Consider the following 19,436-nt stretch of genomic DNA (forward strand, 5'->3'; position numbering starts at 1 on the left):
GACAATGCAGATCGTCGAAACCACCAATGAAGGCCTCAAGCGTGCCTACACCGTCACCATCACTGCCAAGGACATCGATTCCAAGATCGATGCCGAGGTAAAGAAGGTTGCACCGCAGGTGCGCATGCCCGGCTTCCGCCCGGGTAAAGTGCCCGCCAACCTCGTGCGCAAGATGCACGGTGAAGCGCTGCACGCAGACGTGCTGAACAACACGGTGCGCGAATCGGTGGACGGCCTGATCAAGGACAAAAAGCTGCGCCCTGCGCTGCAGCCGAAGGTCGAGATGAAAGAAGGTTACGAGCAAGGCAAGGATGCCGAGCTCACCGTCGAAGTCGAAGTGCTTCCCGAAATCGAAACGCCTTCGATCGAAGGCCTGACGCTTGAAAAGCTCAACGTCCCCGTCAGCGACGAACAGCTTGATGAAGCGCTCGGCAAGATCGCTGAAGGTCAGAAGAGCTACAAGGATGCAGCCAAGACCAAGAAGGCTGCCGAAGGCGACCAGCTGATCATCGATTTCACCGGCCGCGTGGACGGCGAGGAATTCGAAGGCGGCAAGGCTGAAGATGCTCCGCTGGTGATCGGTTCCGGCCAGTTCATCCCGGGCTTCGAAGAGCAGCTGACAGGCGCCAAGAAGGGCGACGAGAAGACCATCAAGGTCACTTTCCCCGAAGATTACCCTGCCGAGCACCTCGCCGGTAAGGATGCCGAGTTCGACGTGTCCGTGAAGCAGGTGAAGGTCGAAGGCGAAACCAAGGTGGACGAAGACTTCGCCAAGGCGCTGGGCCTCGACAGCCTCGACAAGCTGAAGGAGCTTGTGAAGGGCCAGATCGAGCAAGAAAGTGCCGGTCTCACGCGCACGCAGATGAAGCGCCAGCTGCTCGACACGCTGGCTGCCGATCACGATTTCGACGTTCCGCCGACCATGGTGGAAGCCGAATTCGACCAGATCTGGAACCAGCTGACCCAGGAAGCTGCGAAGGAAGACGATACCGACGCGGCGATGAAGGAACTGGAAGCCGAGAAGGACGACTACAAGCGCATTGCAGAGCGCCGCGTTCGCCTCGGCCTACTGCTGTCCGAAATTGGCCAGGCCAATGGCGTTGAAGTCAGCCAGCAGGAGATGCAGATGCTGATCCAGCAGGCTGCCCAGCAGTATCGCGCCGAAGACCGCGAGCGTTTCATCGAATACGTGCGCAATGAACCGATGGCCCAGGCCCAGCTGCGCGCACCGCTGTATGAAGACAAGGTTGTCGACTTCCTGTTCGACAAGGCCGAAGTCACCGAGCGCGACGTGACGCGTGAAGAACTGGAAGCCGCCATCGAAGCCGAGGAAGCAGCACCTGCTCCGGCCAAGAAGAAAAAGGCACCTGCGAAGAAGAAGGCTCCCGCCAAAAAGGCCGCTCCGAAGAAGGAAGTTGCCAAGAAGGCTCCGGCTAAGAAAGCTCCGGCAAAGAAGGCCGCTGCAAAGCCCGCAGCGAAGAAGGCTCCGGCCAAGAAGCCTGCTGCAAAGAAGGCTCCTGCTAAGAAGAAGTAAGCGGGTCCCCGGATCGCTACAGAAAACCCCTCTCCGGCAGGCGCTGGAGAGGGGTTTTTCTTTGTCCGTGCTTGATGCTTAGAAGCTGCCCGTCAGTGTCAGCGTAATACGCTGGCCAAGGTCGCGGCGGCGCTCTTCAGTAAACAGGACTGGCGCTGTATTGCGCGGCCCATCATAGACCGTGCGGAACAGGAAATCCTCACGATCGAGCAGATCTACGAGGCGCAGGTTCGCAGTCGCGCCGAACACGTCCTTGTGTTCAATGAACACCGCAGCCTGCGTGTTTGCGCCGTGTTCGAGAATTTCTTGCGTCACGCGGTATCCGGGTGCACGTTCGACATCTTCGAATGACCAGCCCCACGCCCAGTCGGTGCGCGGCACGTCATGCCGGAAGTCGAAACGGAATGCGAAGGGATCATTGCGGTCGAAGCGGCGCGCGACGTCCGTGACCGGATCGATCAATTCGGAATCTTCCCACCGGACAATGAGATCGAGTTGGCCGCCTTCCAGCCCAAGCGGAGCCAATTGCAATGTTCCATTGAAATCGAGACCGTAGCGGCTGGCGGAATCGAGATTACCCCGCGCCGCGCCTCCATTGGCCAGCGGAACGATTACCAACAAATCTTCGATCTCCTGATCGAACAACGTCAGCGTCGCCGAACCCCATTCGCCAAAGTTCTTGGCGATCTCGAGCTCCAATTCCCAGCTTTGCTGCGGACGAAGATCGCTATTGCCGGCGTTCTGTTGCTCTTCGGACAGGTTCACGCTGGAGAGGAAATCGCCAAAATCGAGCTGCCCGACACGGCGCGCCACTTCGACATTGATATCCAGCCCGTCTATCGGTGCCCAGGCAAGGCTGAGCGAGCCTTTGGGCCGCTGGAAGCTACGCGACCGCGCGTTGTCTCCGGTTTGTGAAAGCTGCGAATATTCGCCGCCGCCAATCAACTGCACTGACAGATTTTCGGTAAGGGAAAAGCCTACACTAAGGAGCGCTTCATAGCGGTCCTCGCGCACTCCGCCGACGCCGCCGTCGAACGTCGTTTCAACATAGTCGCCTTGCACCGGATCAAAATCGAACAGGCGTCCTTCCTGATCCAGCCGGTTGAAGGCCGCCTCACCCGAAAGCTGGAAATCCGCCCCCAGCATGCCCCAACTGTATTCGGCGCGCCCGATCCGCTCGCCGCGATCGAACACGCGGATAAACTGCGAGCCGCTCAGTTCCGATCCTTGCTGATCAAGCAGCGATGTCGACGTCCGGTCGCCATGGTCGAAGCTTTCGAGCGCAATAAGCTTAAGCTCGCCCCCAGCCAGCGGGAAAGTGATGTCACCGCCGATCTCGTAATACCATTCGTCACTGCGCGTATCGAAGGTTTCGACAAAGGGCGTGAGCGGATTGCTCGCGATACGTGCTTCCACTTCTTCGGAGTCAAAAATCTCGATCCCGCCGGAAAGGTTCAGATTGACCGCCACCTCAGGCGCGATGTCGAACGAAAGGAAGGCGTTGAGATTGGGCCGGTTGAACAGGTTCGATTGGGAATTAAGCCGTTCATCCACCGTGCCATCAGCCAGTGTGATGATGGAGGGGCCGGAGCGCCCGCGCGCAAAATCGCGGTTCTCCAGCGCCAGTGTGTAGTCCACCCCTCCCACTTGCCCGGTCAGCGAAATCTCGCCTTCGAACCATTGCGCGGGTGCGGTGCCGAAATTCCATTCAGGCCGCCAACGAAACTGCCCCGCAGCCCCGCCCTGCTGGACTATGATGTTGGCGACGCGGCCCGATAGCCCGGGGATGTCCAGCGTAGCCCCGTCAACAACTTCGATGCGAACAACCTGCTCTACCGAAATGCGCGCGAGCTGGTCTGCCGTGCTGGTCGACTTGCTGGAGATACGTTCGCCGTTGATCAGCAGGTTTTCCGAAGCCTGGCCGAAACCGCGTCCTCCGCCTCCGCCGCCGCCGCCACGATCGACATCGAAGCCCGGAAGCTGCTCGATCAGGTCGAGCGCATTGCGCGGTGCAAAGCGGGCGAAATCGGCGGGCGTGTAGACTTCGCGAACATCCCCCGTCGCACCTTCGTCAACCGACACGTCCTGCGCTTCGGCAACACCCTCCGCCTCCTGCGCCCACACCGGAGCGGCGTGCCACGTGAGAGCAATGGCAAGCGAGAACATCCCGCATTTTGCATGACGGTGGGTCACAATAGAGATGGGCTCCGAACGGATTGATGTTGCGCCGCTAAGCCAATTTGTAACGCGCGGCAATACGGACTGTTAGTCCTCCACTCCGAGATCTGCCGGCCGCCAGGGTCTTAGCGAGGGTTCCGGCAATTCAGCGGTGCGGGCGCGCTCGTATGAAGCGCCGGCCTGCAACACGGCGTGGTCGTCCCATGCAGCACCGATGAAGGAAAGACCCACCGGTAGACCCTCGATATGCCCCATCGGCACGGTGAGATGCGGGTATCCGGCGATAGCGGCAAGCGACCCTGCCCCTATGCCGCCACGGAAGTTGTCGCCATTCACAAGGTCGTTCACCCAAGCCGGACCGCGCGTGGGCGCGACAAGGAAAGCGACATTGTGCTCGGCAAGCAGCGCATCGATGCCTTCGGGGCCGGCAATGCGGAAGCTGTTCGCACGGGCAGCTTCATAGGCTGCGGTATCGGTGGTTTGCAGCGATTGCTCGAAAATGTCCTGCCCGAACCAGCGCATTTCCGCGTCCGCATGGGCTTCATTGAACGCGATCAGGTCTTCCAATGACCGTACCGGGATGTCGGCAGGAGAACCTTCGAGGTAAGCGTCTATCCCCTCGCGGAATTCATACAGCAGTACGGTATAGCTGTCGCCCCAGATGGCAGGGTCGGTTTCGTGGGTGATATCAACCAGCACCGCGCCTGCGCTCTCAAGATCGGCCAGCGCCACCTCGTAGACTTCGCACAGCGGCGCGAAATCGCCGCACCGTTCGCGCATTACGCCAATGCGCACGCCATCGAGCGCATTATGATCAAGATCGGCGGTGAAGTCGTAACCCAGGTCGCCTTCTCCCATTTCACCGTAATTAGGTCCGGCAATGGCAGAGAGCAGCAGCGCGGCATCAGGCACATTGCGGGTCATCGGCCCGGCGGTGTCCTGCGAGTGGCTGATCGGTACGATCAAGTCCTGGCTGACCAGGCCCACCGTGGGTTTGAAACCGACCACACCGTTTATGCTGGCCGGGCAGGTGATCGATCCGTTGGTCTCGGTGCCGATAGCCCCCCAGCTCAAACCTGCAGCAACAGCCGCGCCACTGCCCGAGGACGAACCGCAGCTGTTGCGATCCGTGGCGTAGGGGTTGCGCGTAAGACCGCCAACCGCACTCCAGCCGCTGGTGCTTTCGGTCGAGCGGAAGTTTGCCCATTCGGAGAGGTTCGTCTTGCCGAGCACAACACCGCCATTCTGGCGCATCCTTGCGATCAGCGGCGCATCACGGCCTGTGTCGTTACCAGCCAGCGCGAGCGAGCCTGCCGTGGTGGGCAATTCCCGCGTTTCGATATTGTCTTTGACGAGCACTGTTCGGCCATCCAGCCATGCTCCAGCTCGCTCAGCAACGCGCGCATCCCGAACTGCGTTTGGATTGATGGCGATGACCGCATTGAGTTGGGGGCCTGCATCATCGATCGTCTCTATGCGTTCGAGCTGGGTAACCACTCCAAGCGAACGGTCTATCCTGCTTCCTTCAGCTGTCCCGCTCACTTCCGACGTAGAATGGGCCTGCCCCCATCCTGATTGCGGCGAAAGAGCAATGGCAGAGACAGAGGCGGCGGCGAGCAGAAAGGCATTTTTCATGCCCTCCTTTGTGCGCTTGATGCCGCGCGCAATCAATCCCGTCTAGAAATCCCCGCTCAAACGGAAGTTGAAGATTGGTTGGACAGACAGGTTCTGCACCTCGCGGAACAGCAGCGGCGAGCGGTCGCGATATCCGGCATAGACGTAACGATCCTGCCGCGCGCGGCCATCGGTCAGATTGAAGACGGTCAGGTTCGCCGTCATCCCGAACACGTCTTTGTGCTCGATAAAGGCAAAGGTGTAGAGCGGGCCTTCGTAGTTCAGGCCCTCTTCGCTCAAGCGGTACTCGGGCAGTGCGTGGTTGTAATTGAAACCGGCACCCCAGGCCCAGTTGGAATTGGGCACATCGTGGCGAAGGGTGGACTCGATCTCGTGATTGCGGTTGCCGCTCCAGCTGCGTTCCTCGCCGGTAAGCGGGTCAATCAGGCTGGTCTTGTCAAGATCAACGGTCAGGTCCAGCCGTGCGCCGTTGAAACCAAGGGGTTCAAGCTGGAAAGTGCTGTTCCAGCGTACACCGAACACGCTGGCGCTATCGATATTACCGCGCGTTTCCAGACCGCCGGCAACCGGAATGAACTCGATGAAATCCTCGATCTCGCGGGCGTAGAGCAGGATCTCGGTGCTGCCCCAGTCGCCAAGGCTCTTGGTGCCCTGCAGCTCTACTTCCCAGCTCTGCTGCGGTACAAGCTCCACGTTCCCGGCATTCTGCTGGTTCTGGTTGAGCGATACGCTGGCAAGGAAGTCCCCGAAGGACAATTGCCCCACCCGCCGCGCAAGGTTTAGCGAAATATCGAAGCCCTGCTCCACCTGCCATGCGAGGTTGAGCGATCCCTTGGGTCGCCAGAAACTGCGCGTCAGGCCATTGGCTCCGGTCTGCGAAATGGTGGAGTATTCACCGCCCACGCCGATCTGCAGCGAGAGGTTGTCGGCCAGCGAGCGACTATGCGTCAGGATGCTTTCATAGCGATCTTCTGTCACCCCGCCAGTGCCATTGGGGAACGGCTGCTCCACAAAGGCACCTGCGTTATCGAGTGTGAAGAGCTGCGCCGTGCGATCGAGACGGTTGAAAGCCGCTTCGGCATCCAGCTGCCAGTCACCGCCGAGCATGCTCCAGCTGTATTCCGCGCGGCCAATGCGTTCACCACTTCCTGATTGCGAGGCAAAACGAGTGCCCGAATCCGGGCTGCCATCGTCAAAATCCAGAATGGAATCGGCACGGCCATTACGCTGAGTGTACCGTTCGAGGCCAATCAGCTTGAGCTGACCCGGCCCCAGATTGAACTGCACGTCACCGCCAAACTGATAGTTGTATCCGCGATTGCGGAATTCAAACATGCGGAAGCGGTCAACACCGTTCACCAGATCGCGATACTGATTGTCGCGGAAGTTTTCGTAAACACGGCCGTAGTTGGCATTGGCATTGACCACTGCACCGCCCGGGCTGCGCCAGGTGATATTGCCCGAGATGCGCGGCTGATCCGCGATGAACTGCATCCTGATGTCTCGGGTTTCGATGATATTACCGCTGGCGTCTTCGATGAATGCCTCACCACCGCCTGCAGCACCCCGGCCCACGCCGTTCGAGAGCGCAACGGTCCAGTCGAGCGTATCGCCCGATCCACTCAGCGACACCTCGCCGCCAATGAAGCTTGGCTCGGCATAACGCGGACGGAAACTGGCACGATAGCGGAAGCGGCCCGAGATATCGCTCGGGCGGGTGATGACGTTGGCGACCTGGCCCGAGAGTCCGGCTATACCCAGGGTGGCGCCGTCAACGATTTCGATGCTCTCAACCCGGTCAGTACCGATGCGCTCAAGCTGGCTGAACACGCCTTCGGACTTGTTGGTGATGCGCTCACCATTGATCAGTACGTTAGCCGATGCCTGGCCTAGCCCGCGGCCGCCGTCTTCACCGCGAAGCGTAAATCCGGGAATGCGGTTGACCATTTCAAGCGCATTACGCGGTGCGAAGCGGGAAAAATCTGCAGGTGCAAAAACCCGACGGCCATCGATATTCTGCCCCGTAATCGGCGCATTCTCGTCTTGCTGGGTAGCCTCCTGCGTTTCCGGATCACCACTTTCGGCTTCCTGAGCAGCGGCAGTTGAAGTCCACCCGGCAATCAAGGCAGTCGCGGCAACGGTCGAAAGAATTCTGCGCATGGTTGATCCCATCCCTCATTTACATCTGTAATCGAAAGACAGCATGCGGCTGGATAAAGCGCGATGGTTTCGACAAGATGCAGCGGAGACCCGATCAATCGACGAGCGACATTCTGCGCCTGATGAAGGGATTCTTGACGGGTTAACCCTTACCCTCTTGAACTTGGCGCGATGCGGGGCGACATAGGCGCTTCACAGCGAGACGAGAGGAATTCATCGCATGCTCGACCTGTTCGGCGACAACAAAGACCAGTTCACCACCGATCCCCTGACCGGCGCACTCGTGCCCGTGGTTGTGGAATCGACCAGCCGTGGCGAGCGCAGTTTCGATATTTTCAGCCGCCTGCTGCGTGAACGCATCGTCTTTGTCACCGGCCAGGTGGAAGACAACATGGCCGCACTGATCGTGGCGCAGTTGCTGTTCCTCGAAAGCGAAAATTCGAACGACATCTCGATGTATATCAACTCGCCCGGCGGCGTCGTAACTGCCGGCATGGCGATCCATGACACCATGCAATACATCAAGCCCAAGGTCCGCACCGTATGCGTCGGCCAGGCCGCTTCTATGGGTTCGTTCCTGCTGGCTGCGGGTGAACCGGGCATGCGCGTGGCGCTGCCCAACGCCCGGATCATGGTGCACCAGCCTTCGGGCGGTGCGCGCGGCATGGCATCGGACATTGAAATTCAGGCGAAGGAAATCCTGCGCATCAAGAAGCGTATGAACGATCTCTACGTCGAATATACCGGCCAAAGCCTCGAAGATATCGAGAAGGCGATGGACCGCGACACTTTCCTCGAAGCCGAAGAAGCCAAGAAGTTCGGCCTGGTGGACAAGGTCTTCGCCCATCGCCCGAAGGACGATGAAGCAAGCGAGAAAAGCGGTTCGGGCGGCGCTCCGGCGGAGTAAACCCCCGACAGGCGTTAAGACGCCTCAGGCAAATTGTAGCATTTTGGCAACCCTGCCGTTTCACATTGGCGCAAGGCGGGGATGTTAAGGATACATGTGATTGATATTGAATCTCGCTGCCCTAGGATGGGCAGTCGAGTCCCGAACCGTCGCGATTCTGCGGTATGGGGCGGGCAGGATTGAAGGATTATGACGAAGTTGAGCGGATCCGATAGCAAGAGCACCCTGTACTGCAGCTTCTGCGGGAAGTCGCAGCACGAAGTGCGCAAGCTGATTGCCGGCCCTACCGTGTTCATCTGCGATGAGTGCGTGGAGCTGTGCAACGACATCATCCGGGAAGAGGCCAAGAGCGGCCTTGGCGGCAAGAAGGATGGCGAAATCGCCACCCCGCATGAAATCTGCGGCACGCTGAATGACTACGTGATCGGGCAGGACCGTGCCAAGCGCGTGCTCTCCGTCGCCGTGCACAACCATTACAAGCGCCTCGCCCACTCGGGCAAAGGCAACGATGTGGAGCTGGCGAAGTCAAACATCCTGCTCGTCGGCCCCACCGGCTCGGGTAAAACGCTGCTTGCACAAACGCTGGCACGTACGTTTGACGTTCCCTTCACTATGGCTGACGCCACCACGCTGACCGAAGCGGGTTACGTGGGTGAGGACGTAGAAAACATCATCCTCAAGCTTCTGCAGGCCAGCGACTACAATGTCGAAAAGGCTCAGCAGGGCATCGTCTACATTGACGAGATCGACAAGATCACGCGCAAGGCGGAAAACCCCTCCATCACCCGTGACGTGTCGGGCGAAGGCGTGCAGCAGGCGCTGCTCAAGCTGATGGAAGGCACCACCGCCTCGGTTCCGCCACAAGGCGGTCGCAAGCATCCGCAGCAGGAATTCCTGCAGGTTGACACCACCAATATCCTGTTCGTGTGCGGCGGTGCTTTCGCTGGCCTCGAAAAGATTATCGGTGATCGCCTGCAGAAGCGCTCAATCGGTTTCGGCGCGAACGTGGCAGAACCGGACAAGCGCAAGATTGGCGAACTGCTGGAAAAGGCAGAGCCGGAAGACCTGCTGAAATTCGGTCTGATCCCTGAGTTTGTCGGCCGTCTGCCGGTGATCGCGACGCTGCACGATCTCGATGAGGACGCACTCGTCACCATCCTGCAGGAGCCGAAGAACGCGCTGGTGAAGCAGTATGCGAAGCTCTTCGACCTCGAAGACGTGGAACTGACCTTCACCGACGATGCGCTGCGCGAAATCGCCAAGAAGGCCATCGCCCGCAAGACGGGTGCTCGCGGCCTGCGCTCAATCGTCGAAGCGATCCTGCTCGATACGATGTTCGATCTGCCTTCAATGGAAGGTGTGAGCGAAGTCGTAGTCGATGGCGACGTGGTACTTGGCAAGAAAGAGCCTGTCCGCGTTGTCGAAGGCAAGAAGGGCAAGAAGGAAGAGGCGGCCTGATCCGCTTTACCGCTCCGCTTGCCCGGCACATTACCTGACAAGCGGAGCGGCATTTAGCTTGCTTGGACTTTTGTTGCCGAATTGCCGCCATCGGCCCACAGATTGCTACCGTTGACGAAGCTCGCCATGTCGCTTGCGAGGAAGAGTGCCGCCTGCGCAATCTCCTCGGGAAATGCTATACGCCTGACGGGGTGCAGAGTGGCCGCCCAGTCCTTATTCTCTTCGCTGCCAGCCATCGGCGTATCAACCGCGCCGGGCAAGAGTGTATTGGCACGGATACCGAGGTGGGCGTAATCGGCAGTGATCGATTTTACTAGGCCAGTAAGCCCAGCTTTGGTGGTGCCGTAGGCGCCCATATTCGGCATGGCGGCACTGACACCTACAAAACTGCCGGTAAAAACAAGGCTTCCGCCGCCATGCTCCAGCATGGCAGGGAGTTGCGCCGATGCAGCAAGAAAGCAGGCTGTCAAATTCGTCCGCAGCGTGTGCTCCCAATCCTCAAGCGTCAGCTCAGCCAATGGAGCTAACGTACCCAACGTGCCTGCATTGTTGAAAGCAATGTCCAGGCTTCCGAAATTTTCTTTGGCGAGGGCCACCGCACGGTCATGCGTTTCCGGCTGGGTAACATCTCCGACTACCGACAGCGCGCTGTCACCCAGCTCGGAACATAATTCGCCCAGCGGCTCGGCCGAACGGGCGACGAGCACCAGCCGCGCTCCGTGGGAAGCGAACAGCCGGGCGGCAGCGAGGCCGATGCCTGAACTGGCGCCGGTAATGATAGCAGATTTGTTTTCAAGCAAGTTCATGGAAATCTCCTGAGGGGAACAATTTCCATCTGCAGACAATGCAACGTGTACGCGTCCCGTTTCCTGCTCTTAAAGTTGTCCGAGAACGCTATTCGCGCGCCTGCCCCTGCATCCGCTCACTGAGCGCTTCCAGCCTCCGGCGTGCATCTCGCAATCCCGGCACGCGGCGGGAAATCTCTCCCCGTGATAGGCCTCCGCCTTGCCCCGCGGTTTCAGCGGAGCCGCTGACAATCAGGCCTTGCCGCGCAGGCGTGTGCCTTGCGGCCAGGGTGTAGAGCGCCAGCGCGTTGTCCCAGTTCTGCTCTACACCGCGACTGCCCTCTTCGAATCGGATGCCCAGCTCCAGTTGTGCGCGTTTGTTGCCGCTCTGGGCCGCCTGGGCGAGCGTTACGACTGGCACATTTGCCCAGCGGTTCTCGCGCCTTTCGGGTTCAGGCACGATCTCGACCTCGTCCGAAGTAGCCGCGACGAGCCGCGGCAGATACTCGCGGCACTCTTCGCTTTCACTGCCGGTCTGCGAGAAACTCGCGGGAGGGTCGAAAGCGAGGCAGCCGAGCTCCACACCTTCATCCAGCAGCGCACGCAGATGGATGCCCACTGCCCGCTGTTCCGGCCCGATATCGGCAGGTGAGCGGGGCAGAGGCTGAGGCTCAGCCGTCAGATCGATACCCATATAGACCGTTTCCGCTTCCTGGGCGGCAACGCTTCCTGCGCTCAGAGCTAGAGCTGCGGTTCCAATGAGGATCAGTCGCATCGCTTAATCACCCGAGCCAGTACCGGAAGGTCGGGCAGGAGGGGGCGGTGGGGGTGGCGGTGGTGCGATTTCGATACCCGGCGGTGGCTCTGGCGGGGCGATCACATCACGCAGGTCGCGGCAGTGATTGTTGAATCCTCTGAGCAGCCCATCACGGTTCCGACCCGCATTGCCGGCGACAAGGCAACCGTCACCCTGCCCTTCACGCAATATCTGCTCAGTGAGGGTTTCCGCGCCGCGAGGCTCAGCCAGCAAATTGACCTCGTCACTTACCGAGTGCTCTGGTGTGGCGCAGGCGGTGAGAGCCAGACATGCTGAGCCAAGTGCGAAAAATCTCATGTGCAATCCCCTTCGCTGCCGAGAGATGCACACTCCCTATCCTGTTCAACCTGAACAGTAACATGAACAATTCCATGATCATGGCGCAGTTTCTCGGCCAGATTGCGCAGGAAACCGTCCCCCGGGTGGCCGCCTGGCATGACCAGATGCGCGGTCAATGCCGTCTCGGTCGTGCTCATCGGCCAGATGTGCAGGTCATGGACGGCGGCAACGCCCTCCAGCCCTTCAAGATGATCGCGCACACTGTCGGAATCGACCGTATCGGGTACGCCGAGCAAGCCCATCCTGATACTGTCTTTCAGCAGCCCCCAGGTGCCCCAGGCGATCACTGCGACGATCAGCAGGCTCACGAGCGGATCGATCACGACATAGCCTGTCAGCAAGATCGCAACGCCTGCGATAACGACGCCAACGCTCACCAGTGCATCAGCCGCCATGTGCAGGAAGGCGCCACGAATGTTCAGGTCATGCTTGCGCCCGCGCATGAACATCAGCGCGGTGGCGGTGTTGATGACGATGCCAATCCCGGCGACCCAGATCATCGTCCAGCCCTGCGGCTCGACCGGATCGATCAGGCGGTGGACGGTCTCGAACAGGATAGCCCCGATGGCAATCAGCAGCAGGATCCCGTTTGCGAAGGCGGCGAGGATGGTGGAGCTCTTTAGCCCGTAGGTGAAACGCGTCGACGGCGGCCTTTTCGCAGCGACACTCGCACCCCAGGCGATCAGCAGGCCGAGGACATCGGAGAGATTGTGCCCCGCATCGGCGACCAGCGCCATTGAGCCGGAGAGGAAACCGTAGGTCGCTTCGACGATGACGAAAGCGGTGTTGAGGACGATCCCGATCGCAAACGCACGCCCGAAATCCTTGGGCGCATGGCTGTGGCCGTGACCCAGCCCGTGCGAATGGCCGTGATGATGATCATGATCGTGATCGTGCCCGTGATGATGATTATGCCCCGCGCCCATTGCCCTACTCGTAGACGCAAGCGTCGAGCGCGTCACGCCTTACCACGCCGATGCGTGCTTCGATGGTGTTGCCATAGCGGCGGGTAAAGCCAGTGGGGTTCACCGCTTCACGCGTCTTGGGGCTTGGCAGGACAGCCGCGATCCTGCTCGCTTCATCTGCCGATAGCCGCGCGGCGGAGTGGCCAAAATAGCGTTGCGCTCCGCTCTCCACGCCATAGGTGCCCAACCCCGTCTCGGCGACGTTGAGATAGACTTCCATGATCCGCCGTTTGGTCCACAGCTTCTCGATCAGGAAAGTGAAATAGGCCTCGAACCCTTTGCGGAACCAGCCGCCGCCCTGCCACAGGAAGACGTTCTTGGCCGTCTGCTGGCTGATGGTGGAGGCACCACGCTGGCGGCCGCCCGCAGCACGCTCTTCCAGCGCTTCCTCGATGGCTTCCATGTCGAACCCGTCGTGTTCGCAGAATTTACCGTCTTCCGCCGCAATGACCGCGCTCACCATATTGCGGTCGATACGGCTGAGCGGCTCCCAGTCGCGGGTGACGCTGCGCTCATCCATCAGCATCGTCGCGGTGTAAGTGACCGGCACGAAGCGCAAGATCAGCACCAACACGACGCTGAACAGCACGAAGATCAGGATCGCCTTCGCGATGATGGTCAGAATGCGCAGGGCCATACCGCCGCATTTAGGTCCATCGAAGTAAGGCGGCAATGGGCTTTGCATTGACCCATGCGAAAGGCACGGACATGACCGCGGGATGATTATCGTCGTCGAAGGTATCAGCGCGTCCGGAAAGACCACCTATTGTCGCCAGTTCGGCGAACATGTGTGGCTGCCCGAAATGCCGGTGAAGGCAGAACGTCCTCCGCCCGATGCTCCTCCAGAAGCGCACGCCGCGTTTTGGGCCGCGCACAACGCAGCACGTTTTCGGGCCGCGCAGGCTATCGAGCGCGAACACGGCTACGTCGTCTGCGACACCGACCCGCTCAAGCTCCACTATTCGTGGTGCATGGAGCGCGCCGGATTTGACTGGCCGGACAGGTTTGCCCTGGCGCAGGATGCTGCGCGACGGGAGATCGCAGCGGAGAACCTGGGCTTTGCAGACCTCTATCTGGTCAAGAAGATAGAGCCGGACGTCGCGCGCGCGCAGAAGGAAGCCGATGTGACGCGTAGGCGCGGAAACTTTGAACAACACCTTGCCTTGCAGCCGCACCTGCTTGCCTGGTTTGAAGCGATGGCGGAAGTGCTTCCCGGCCAGGTTGAATTCACGCTCCCCGAACCGGAAGTGCTGATCGCGCGTGTACAAAACAAAACGCCGGAGGATAGCCCCCGGCGTTTCGATGTATCGATGTTTGATGCTTTGGTAGCAGAGCTACCTGCCTGATCACGCCGCCGCTGGCATCAGCCTTTCACCGGCGATCCGCTGCATCGCTTTTTGCAGCTTTTCGAAGGCACGCACCTCGATCTGACGGATGCGCTCGCGCGATACGTCATAAACCTGCGAAAGCTCTTCGAGCGTCTGCGGGTTTTCGGTCAGGCGGCGTTCGGTCAGGATGTGCTTTTCACGGTCGTTTAGCGCATCCATCGCCTCGATCAGCATTTCGCGGCGCACCTCTGCCTCTTCGGCGTCGGCCACGACCACGTCCTGCAGCGGACGATCATCGGTGAGCCAGTCCTGCCATTCGCCGGCACCCTCTTCACCGTTGCGCATCGGAGTGTTGAGCGATCCGTCACCGCCCATCATCATGCGGCGGTTCATGTTGATCACTTCCTGCTCGGGCACGCCGAGGTCGGTTGCGATCTTCGCCACATCATCGGGATGCAGATCGGAATCTTCGTAAGCCTCCAGCTGCTTCTTCATCCGGCGAAGGTTGAAGAACAGCTTCTTCTGCGCAGCGGTGGTACCCATTTTCACGAGCGACCAGCTGCGCAGGATGAATTCCTGGATGCTCGCCTTGATCCACCACATGGCATAGGTTGCGAGGCGGAAGCCCCTTTCAGGCTCGAACTTCTTCACGCCCTGCATCAGGCCGACATTGCCTTCGGAAATCAGATCCGAAACGGGCAGACCATAGCCGCGATAGCCCATAGCGATTTTCGCCACGAGGCGCAGATGGCTTGTTACCAGCTGCGCTGCCGCATCAGGGTCTTCATGTTCCTTGTACCGCACGGCGAGCATATATTCCTGCTCGGGCGTCAGAACCGGGAATTTCTTGATTTCAGCCAGATAGCGGTTGAGGCTTCCCTCTCCGCTGAGCGCTGGCACGCTCGGTCGATTATTACTCACTTCGTCCCAAACCTTTCTTGCGTCGACCGCAGCTTTCGAGCCCCTGCTGGGCACCCGACCTTCGCGGCCACATTGGTGTGCGTTGGTATGATTCTTATATCACGCACAGGCCCTATATAGGGTGCATTTCATCGATTAGAACCACCTAGTTGGTCGATCAGTTCCCCTAAATCATCAGGTAATTCGCTCGAAAATTGGCAGAAGTTACCGGTGACGGGGTGATCGAAACCAAGAGTCGCCGCGTGCAGCGCCTGTCGCTGAAATTCCAGTGACTTAAGCGTGGCCCGAAGCGGTGATGGCGTGCGCCCGTAAACTGGGTCTCCCAATAGCGCATGACCGATTGATGCAAGGTGAACCCGAACCTGGTGGGTCCGCCCGGTTTCAAGGCGACATTCGATCAGCGATGCGTGATCGAGCCTCTTGAGTGTCTTGTAGTGCGTAACGGCCGTTTTGCCGCGCGAGCTTTTCTTGGGCAGCACCGCCATTTTCTTTCGATTGGCCTCGCTGCGCCCGATGCGTTCATCAACCGTGCCGGCTGACGGGTTCGGATGGCCGCCGCAGACCGCGAGATAGGCACGCTCCATCGAGTGGTCGGCGAACTGTTTGGCCAGCCCCTCATGCGCGGCATCGCTCTTGGCAACCACCAGCAGGCCAGAGGTGTCCTTGTCGATCCGGTGGACGATGCCGGGACGCGCCACACCGCCGATGCCCGAAAGCGAACCGCCGCAATGGTGCAGCAATGCGTTGACCAGAGTGCCGTCCGGATTGCCTGCAGCCGGGTGCACCACCATTCCGGCAGGCTTGTCGACCACGATCAGGTGATCGTCCTCGAATACGACCTCGATCGAAATGTCCTGTGGATAAGCCTGTGGGTCGCTTGGGGGTGGAATGTGGATCAAAAAGCTAGAGTCAACTTGAACTTTGGCAGAAGGCGAGGTGGCGACTTTTCCGTCCACCTCAACCTTTCCCTCGGCAATCAGGCCCTTGATACGCTCGCGCGACAAGTCGGAGACTTCGGCCAGCGCCTTATCGAGGCGACCGGGCGTGTGGATAAGGCCGGAGAGGGTTTTCGCGCCGTTCATCGCCGCCCTCCCTGCAATATGGGCGATTGGCGCACAAGGCCACGTTGCGACAGTCAGACTCAAAATCGGCACAGAATGCCGTTTACATCCTTTCCTACAGGTGTGCTTGGGGCTAGGAGCGCAGGCATGAAATATGCCGCACATCCGTCCCGCTGCATTGGTAAATTCGCTGGACGTGCAAGGGCGGATAATTTCTACTAGAACACTGTAACACGTGTAACACATTAGCCCCCGAAGCGGGATTTGAGCGCCACCTATGACCTCCTCTACCGACCTTGCCGCCCTGCTCTGCTCGCGCCTTTGCCATGACATGCTGAGCCCGGTGGGCGCGCTAAACAACGGACTGGAGTTGTTGGCGGATGAGAACGATCCGGCGATGCGCCAGCGCTGTCTCGAGCTGCTCGAGCAGAGTGCGCGTACTTCGGCCTCCAAACTCAAGTTCTTCCGGCTTGCCTATGGTGCCGCAGGTGGTTTCGGCGAGTCCGTCCCGTCGGACGAACCGCGTGACCTGCTGGAAGCGCTGACAGCGGACAATGAGCGGCTGACTCTGGAATGGAGCGTGTCGGAAGCCAACCTCTCCAAGCCTGCGGTCAAAGTGCTGCTCAACCTTGCTGCCATGGGGCTCGACACCCTGGTACGCGGCGGCACGCTGGAAGTTGGCGCAGAACGCCAGGACGGCGCGACCGAGATCGCGATCCGCGCCACGGGCCCAAAGGTCGCATTCGATGATGTGGTTGGTAAGGCGCTGTCCGGCGAACTAGAGGACAGTGACCTTTCCGGACGCACTGCCCCTGCCCACATGATCAAGTTGCTTTGCGACGAACAAGGCGGCGGAGTGCAGTACGCTCATACGCCCGAAGCTCTGGTGCTCGGTGCAGTGATGCCCGATGGCGAAGGCATGATCGGCTGATGGCAGACGAGCTGGTCCACCGCGAGCAGCTCTCGCCCAACTGCAACGAGCGCAAGCTCCCCATTTCGATGGTGGTGCTGCACTACACCGAGATGAAGCCGGTCGAGACCGCGATTGCGCGGATGTGCGATCCCGAGGCCGAGGTCAGCGCGCATTACTGCATCACCGAAGAAGGTGAAGTGATCCGGCTAGTGCCGGAGGAGAAGCGCGCATGGCATGCCGGAGCAAGCTACTGGCGCGGCCACAAGGATGTGAACTCCGCCAGCATCGGGATCGAACTGGATCACCCTGGCCACGCGCTTGGCTACCGCGAGTTTGCCGAAGCACAGATCGATGCGCTGGTGCCACTGCTGCACCGGATCGTGCAGGCATACGACATCCCGCGCACAAACGTGGTGGCACATTCCGATGTCGCCCCTGCCCGCAAGATCGATCCGGGCGAGCTGTTCCCGTGGGATCGCCTCGCCGAATACAAGCTCTGCCTGCCCCGTCCCGAGAAGTTGGAACAAGGCGACGTGTTCGACAACGATGCAAGCTTCTACCTTGCGCTCGAACGCTTTGGATATGACATCACCGATGGCCACAAGGCAGTCGAAGCCTTCCAGCGCCGCTGGCGTCCCGCTCGAATCGATGGTCAGATCGACGGAGAGATCCGCGCAATTCTGTTCCAGCTCCTGCTGGATCGTGACCGGGGGTTGGCACGCTGATGCCGAAGCTGATGAACCGCATTGTCGGCGTGCTGTTCGCGGTAGTGACGCTCATTGCCGTGCCAGCGGCAACGGCCCAGCAAGTAGGCGATCCAGACTATCAGCCGTCGATCGAAAGGGTGGAAACCGACGAGGAAGGCCCCGTTGTCGCGGTGGACGCGGCCCATGCCAACTTTCACCAGATTGACGGTCGCTTCGGCGCTTTTGCTGTGTTGGCCGAGCACGGGGGCTTCAGTGTCCGCGCGAGCGACATGGCGTTCTCGGCTGACGCGCTCGATGACGTCGACATTCTGGTGATGAGCAATGCCCTCCAGTCACCCACGAACGACGAGATTGACGCACTTCTCGCCTGGGTCGAGCAAGGTGGTTCTCTGCTGCTGATTGCCGATCATGCGCCGTTCGGTGGCTTTGCCGCGCCTGTCGCCGAGCGACTCGGCATTGCCATGGGGGATGGCTATGTGGTGATCGGCGGGCGTAACAACACATCGGGTATCATCGACTTCGCCGGTTTAGATCTGGGATCGCATCCTATCCTGCACCGTGATGCGGAGCGTGCAGTGCGCGAGGTTCGCAGCTTCCTTGGCCAGTCGCTGACCGTGCCCGAAGGTGCATCGCCACTCCTGCTCCTTCCCGATGATGCTGTTGAAGTGCCTGATCGCCCGTCGATAGCTGCCTATGCCAGCGGTGAAATGGATGGCTCGCATGTCGGCGACCGAGTACAGGCGCTGGCTATGCCGTGGGGCGAAGGCCGCATAGTCGTGTCTGGAGAGGCCGCCATGTTGACGTCGCAGCTAGCAGGAGGCCGAAGTATCGGCGTTACGTCAGCGGACAACGAAGCCTATGTGCTCAACGTGCTCGATTGGCTCGCCGGGCGCATCTAGCAACGCTGCCGGTTACGCACTTTTACACAAGCGGATTCGTCTTTCCTACAACGTCGGAGTAGGTTCACCTCCTTCTTTCAGGGGAGAGGGACAAACATGATACGTAAATTGGGAGCCGAGTTCTTCGGCACATTCTGGCTGGTCTTTGGTGGCTGTGGTTCTGCCGTTCTGGCCGCCGCATTTCCGGAGCTGGGCATAGGCTTTGTCGGCGTTTCGCTGGCATTCGGCCTGACCGTTCTGACAATGGCCTATGCCGTTGGCGGAATTTCGGGTGGTCATTTCAACCCGGCAGTTTCGCTGGGGCTCGCGGTTGGCGGACGCTTCTCGTGGAGTGAATTGCCCGGTTACTGGATCGCACAGGTTCTCGGGTCATTCTGCGCAGCGGGAACGTTGTTCCTGATCGCATCTGGGCAAGACGGGTTCAGCGCGGGCGGATTTGCCTCGAACGGCTTCGGTGATCTTTCACCAGGCGGATATTCGATGCAGGCCGTGCTGATCGCAGAGGTTGTGCTTACCGCCTTCTTCCTGCTGATCATTCTCGGTTCGACCTCGAACAAGGCACCTGCTGGCTTTGCACCGATTGCCATCGGACTGGGCCTGACGCTGATCCACCTGATCTCGATCCCTGTCAGCAACACCTCGGTCAACCCGGCGCGTTCGACGGGCGTTGCCTTCTACGCAGAGACCGCCGCGGTATCGCAGGTCTGGCTGTTCTGGGTTGCTCCGCTGATCGGTGCCGCCCTCGGCGCGCTGATCTGGAAGCTGGTGCTTTCACCGGACGAGTCACTCGAAGGGATTGGCGGCGAAGGCGAGTAGTAAGGCTCGGCCG

General features: G+C 60.0%; 18 protein-coding genes. 8 read left to right on the forward strand and 10 right to left on the reverse strand.

Annotated features, from left to right (window positions below; all coding sequences use genetic code 11):
- Positions 1 to 4: 4 nt before the first annotated feature.
- The gene (gene tig / locus OOZ52_RS04875; RefSeq protein ID WP_274697381.1) at positions 5 to 1,534 is read left to right on the forward strand and encodes a trigger factor; all 1,530 of its coding nucleotides are present in this window, start codon (positions 5 to 7) and stop codon (positions 1,532 to 1,534) included.
- Positions 1,535 to 1,612: 78 nt separating this feature from the next.
- Here tig and OOZ52_RS04880 read toward each other — a convergent pair whose 3' ends face one another.
- The 3 genes from OOZ52_RS04880 to OOZ52_RS04890 all read right to left on the reverse strand — a co-directional run bounded on the left by OOZ52_RS04880 (position 1,613) and on the right by OOZ52_RS04890 (position 7,507).
- Entirely contained in the window at positions 1,613 to 3,700 is a 2,088-nt protein-coding gene (locus OOZ52_RS04880) for a TonB-dependent receptor plug domain-containing protein (protein ID WP_274697382.1), read from the reverse strand.
- A gap of 99 nt (positions 3,701 to 3,799) precedes the next feature.
- A complete protein-coding gene (locus OOZ52_RS04885; protein WP_274697383.1) occupies positions 3,800 to 5,347 on the reverse strand; it encodes an amidase in 1,548 nt (515 codons plus the stop codon).
- A gap of 42 nt (positions 5,348 to 5,389) precedes the next feature.
- Positions 5,390 to 7,507 (reverse strand): TonB-dependent receptor plug domain-containing protein, encoded by a 2,118-nt coding sequence (locus OOZ52_RS04890; RefSeq protein WP_274697384.1) that lies wholly within the window; start codon positions 7,505 to 7,507, stop codon positions 5,390 to 5,392.
- Between the two features lie 220 nt (positions 7,508 to 7,727).
- On the opposite strand from OOZ52_RS04890, the gene OOZ52_RS04895 reads away from it, so the two are divergent.
- Both OOZ52_RS04895 and clpX read left to right on the forward strand, forming a co-directional pair.
- A complete protein-coding gene (locus tag OOZ52_RS04895; RefSeq protein WP_274697385.1) occupies positions 7,728 to 8,414 on the forward strand; it encodes an ATP-dependent Clp protease proteolytic subunit in 687 nt (228 codons plus the stop codon).
- 189 nt (positions 8,415 to 8,603) lie between these two features.
- Positions 8,604 to 9,872: an ATP-dependent Clp protease ATP-binding subunit ClpX gene (gene clpX, locus OOZ52_RS04900; protein ID WP_274697386.1), complete on the forward strand. Its 1,269-nt coding sequence runs from the start codon at positions 8,604 to 8,606 to the stop codon at positions 9,870 to 9,872.
- Between the two features lie 53 nt (positions 9,873 to 9,925).
- Here clpX and OOZ52_RS04905 read toward each other — a convergent pair whose 3' ends face one another.
- From OOZ52_RS04905 to mtgA, 5 genes are all read right to left on the reverse strand, one after another.
- Positions 9,926 to 10,678, reverse strand: coding sequence for an SDR family oxidoreductase (locus tag OOZ52_RS04905; RefSeq protein WP_274697387.1), 753 nt, complete (start codon positions 10,676 to 10,678; stop codon positions 9,926 to 9,928).
- Between the two features lie 88 nt (positions 10,679 to 10,766).
- Positions 10,767 to 11,432, reverse strand: a complete 666-nt coding sequence (locus OOZ52_RS04910) for a hypothetical protein (protein ID WP_274697388.1) — start codon at positions 11,430 to 11,432, stop codon at positions 10,767 to 10,769.
- A gap of 3 nt (positions 11,433 to 11,435) precedes the next feature.
- A complete protein-coding gene (locus OOZ52_RS04915; protein ID WP_274697389.1) occupies positions 11,436 to 11,771 on the reverse strand; it encodes a hypothetical protein in 336 nt (111 codons plus the stop codon).
- Positions 11,768 to 12,739, reverse strand: a complete 972-nt coding sequence (locus OOZ52_RS04920; RefSeq protein WP_274697390.1) for a cation diffusion facilitator family transporter — start codon at positions 12,737 to 12,739, stop codon at positions 11,768 to 11,770. The genes OOZ52_RS04915 and OOZ52_RS04920 overlap by 4 nt, the downstream gene beginning before the upstream one ends.
- Before the next feature lie 4 nt (positions 12,740 to 12,743).
- Entirely contained in the window at positions 12,744 to 13,415 is a 672-nt protein-coding gene (mtgA, locus tag OOZ52_RS04925; RefSeq protein ID WP_274697391.1) for a monofunctional biosynthetic peptidoglycan transglycosylase, read from the reverse strand.
- Between the two features lie 82 nt (positions 13,416 to 13,497).
- Between mtgA and OOZ52_RS04930 the strand changes: the two genes are divergently transcribed.
- Positions 13,498 to 14,124 (forward strand): hypothetical protein, encoded by a 627-nt coding sequence (locus OOZ52_RS04930; protein ID WP_274697392.1) that lies wholly within the window; start codon positions 13,498 to 13,500, stop codon positions 14,122 to 14,124.
- Here the strand turns inward: OOZ52_RS04930 and rpoH are convergent, their stop codons facing one another.
- Both rpoH and OOZ52_RS04940 read right to left on the reverse strand, forming a co-directional pair.
- Positions 14,125 to 15,027 carry an RNA polymerase sigma factor RpoH gene (gene rpoH, locus OOZ52_RS04935; RefSeq protein ID WP_274697393.1) on the reverse strand — a complete coding sequence of 301 codons (903 nt, stop codon included), beginning with the start codon at positions 15,025 to 15,027 and terminating at the stop codon, positions 14,125 to 14,127. It lies immediately after the preceding gene.
- 128 nt (positions 15,028 to 15,155) lie between these two features.
- Positions 15,156 to 16,109 (reverse strand): RluA family pseudouridine synthase, encoded by a 954-nt coding sequence (locus tag OOZ52_RS04940; RefSeq protein ID WP_274697394.1) that lies wholly within the window; start codon positions 16,107 to 16,109, stop codon positions 15,156 to 15,158.
- A gap of 256 nt (positions 16,110 to 16,365) precedes the next feature.
- On the opposite strand from OOZ52_RS04940, the gene OOZ52_RS04945 reads away from it, so the two are divergent.
- The 4 genes from OOZ52_RS04945 (at position 16,366) to aqpZ (ending at position 19,423) form a co-directional block, all read left to right on the forward strand.
- A complete protein-coding gene (locus tag OOZ52_RS04945; RefSeq protein WP_274697395.1) occupies positions 16,366 to 17,019 on the forward strand; it encodes a histidine phosphotransferase family protein in 654 nt (217 codons plus the stop codon).
- Positions 17,019 to 17,726, forward strand: coding sequence for an N-acetylmuramoyl-L-alanine amidase (locus OOZ52_RS04950; protein WP_274697396.1), 708 nt, complete (start codon positions 17,019 to 17,021; stop codon positions 17,724 to 17,726). Before OOZ52_RS04945 ends, OOZ52_RS04950 begins: the two co-directional genes overlap by 1 nt.
- Complete coding sequence (locus OOZ52_RS04955; protein WP_274697397.1) at positions 17,726 to 18,607, forward strand: DUF4350 domain-containing protein; 882 nt, start codon at positions 17,726 to 17,728, stop codon at positions 18,605 to 18,607. Before OOZ52_RS04950 ends, OOZ52_RS04955 begins: the two co-directional genes overlap by 1 nt.
- 96 nt (positions 18,608 to 18,703) lie before the next feature.
- The gene (aqpZ, locus tag OOZ52_RS04960; RefSeq protein ID WP_274697398.1) at positions 18,704 to 19,423 is read left to right on the forward strand and encodes an aquaporin Z; all 720 of its coding nucleotides are present in this window, start codon (positions 18,704 to 18,706) and stop codon (positions 19,421 to 19,423) included.
- Positions 19,424 to 19,436 lie beyond the last annotated feature (13 nt).

The organism is Aurantiacibacter sp. D1-12 (assembly GCF_028858515.1).
In the GTDB taxonomy this organism is placed as follows: domain Bacteria; phylum Pseudomonadota; class Alphaproteobacteria; order Sphingomonadales; family Sphingomonadaceae; genus Alteraurantiacibacter.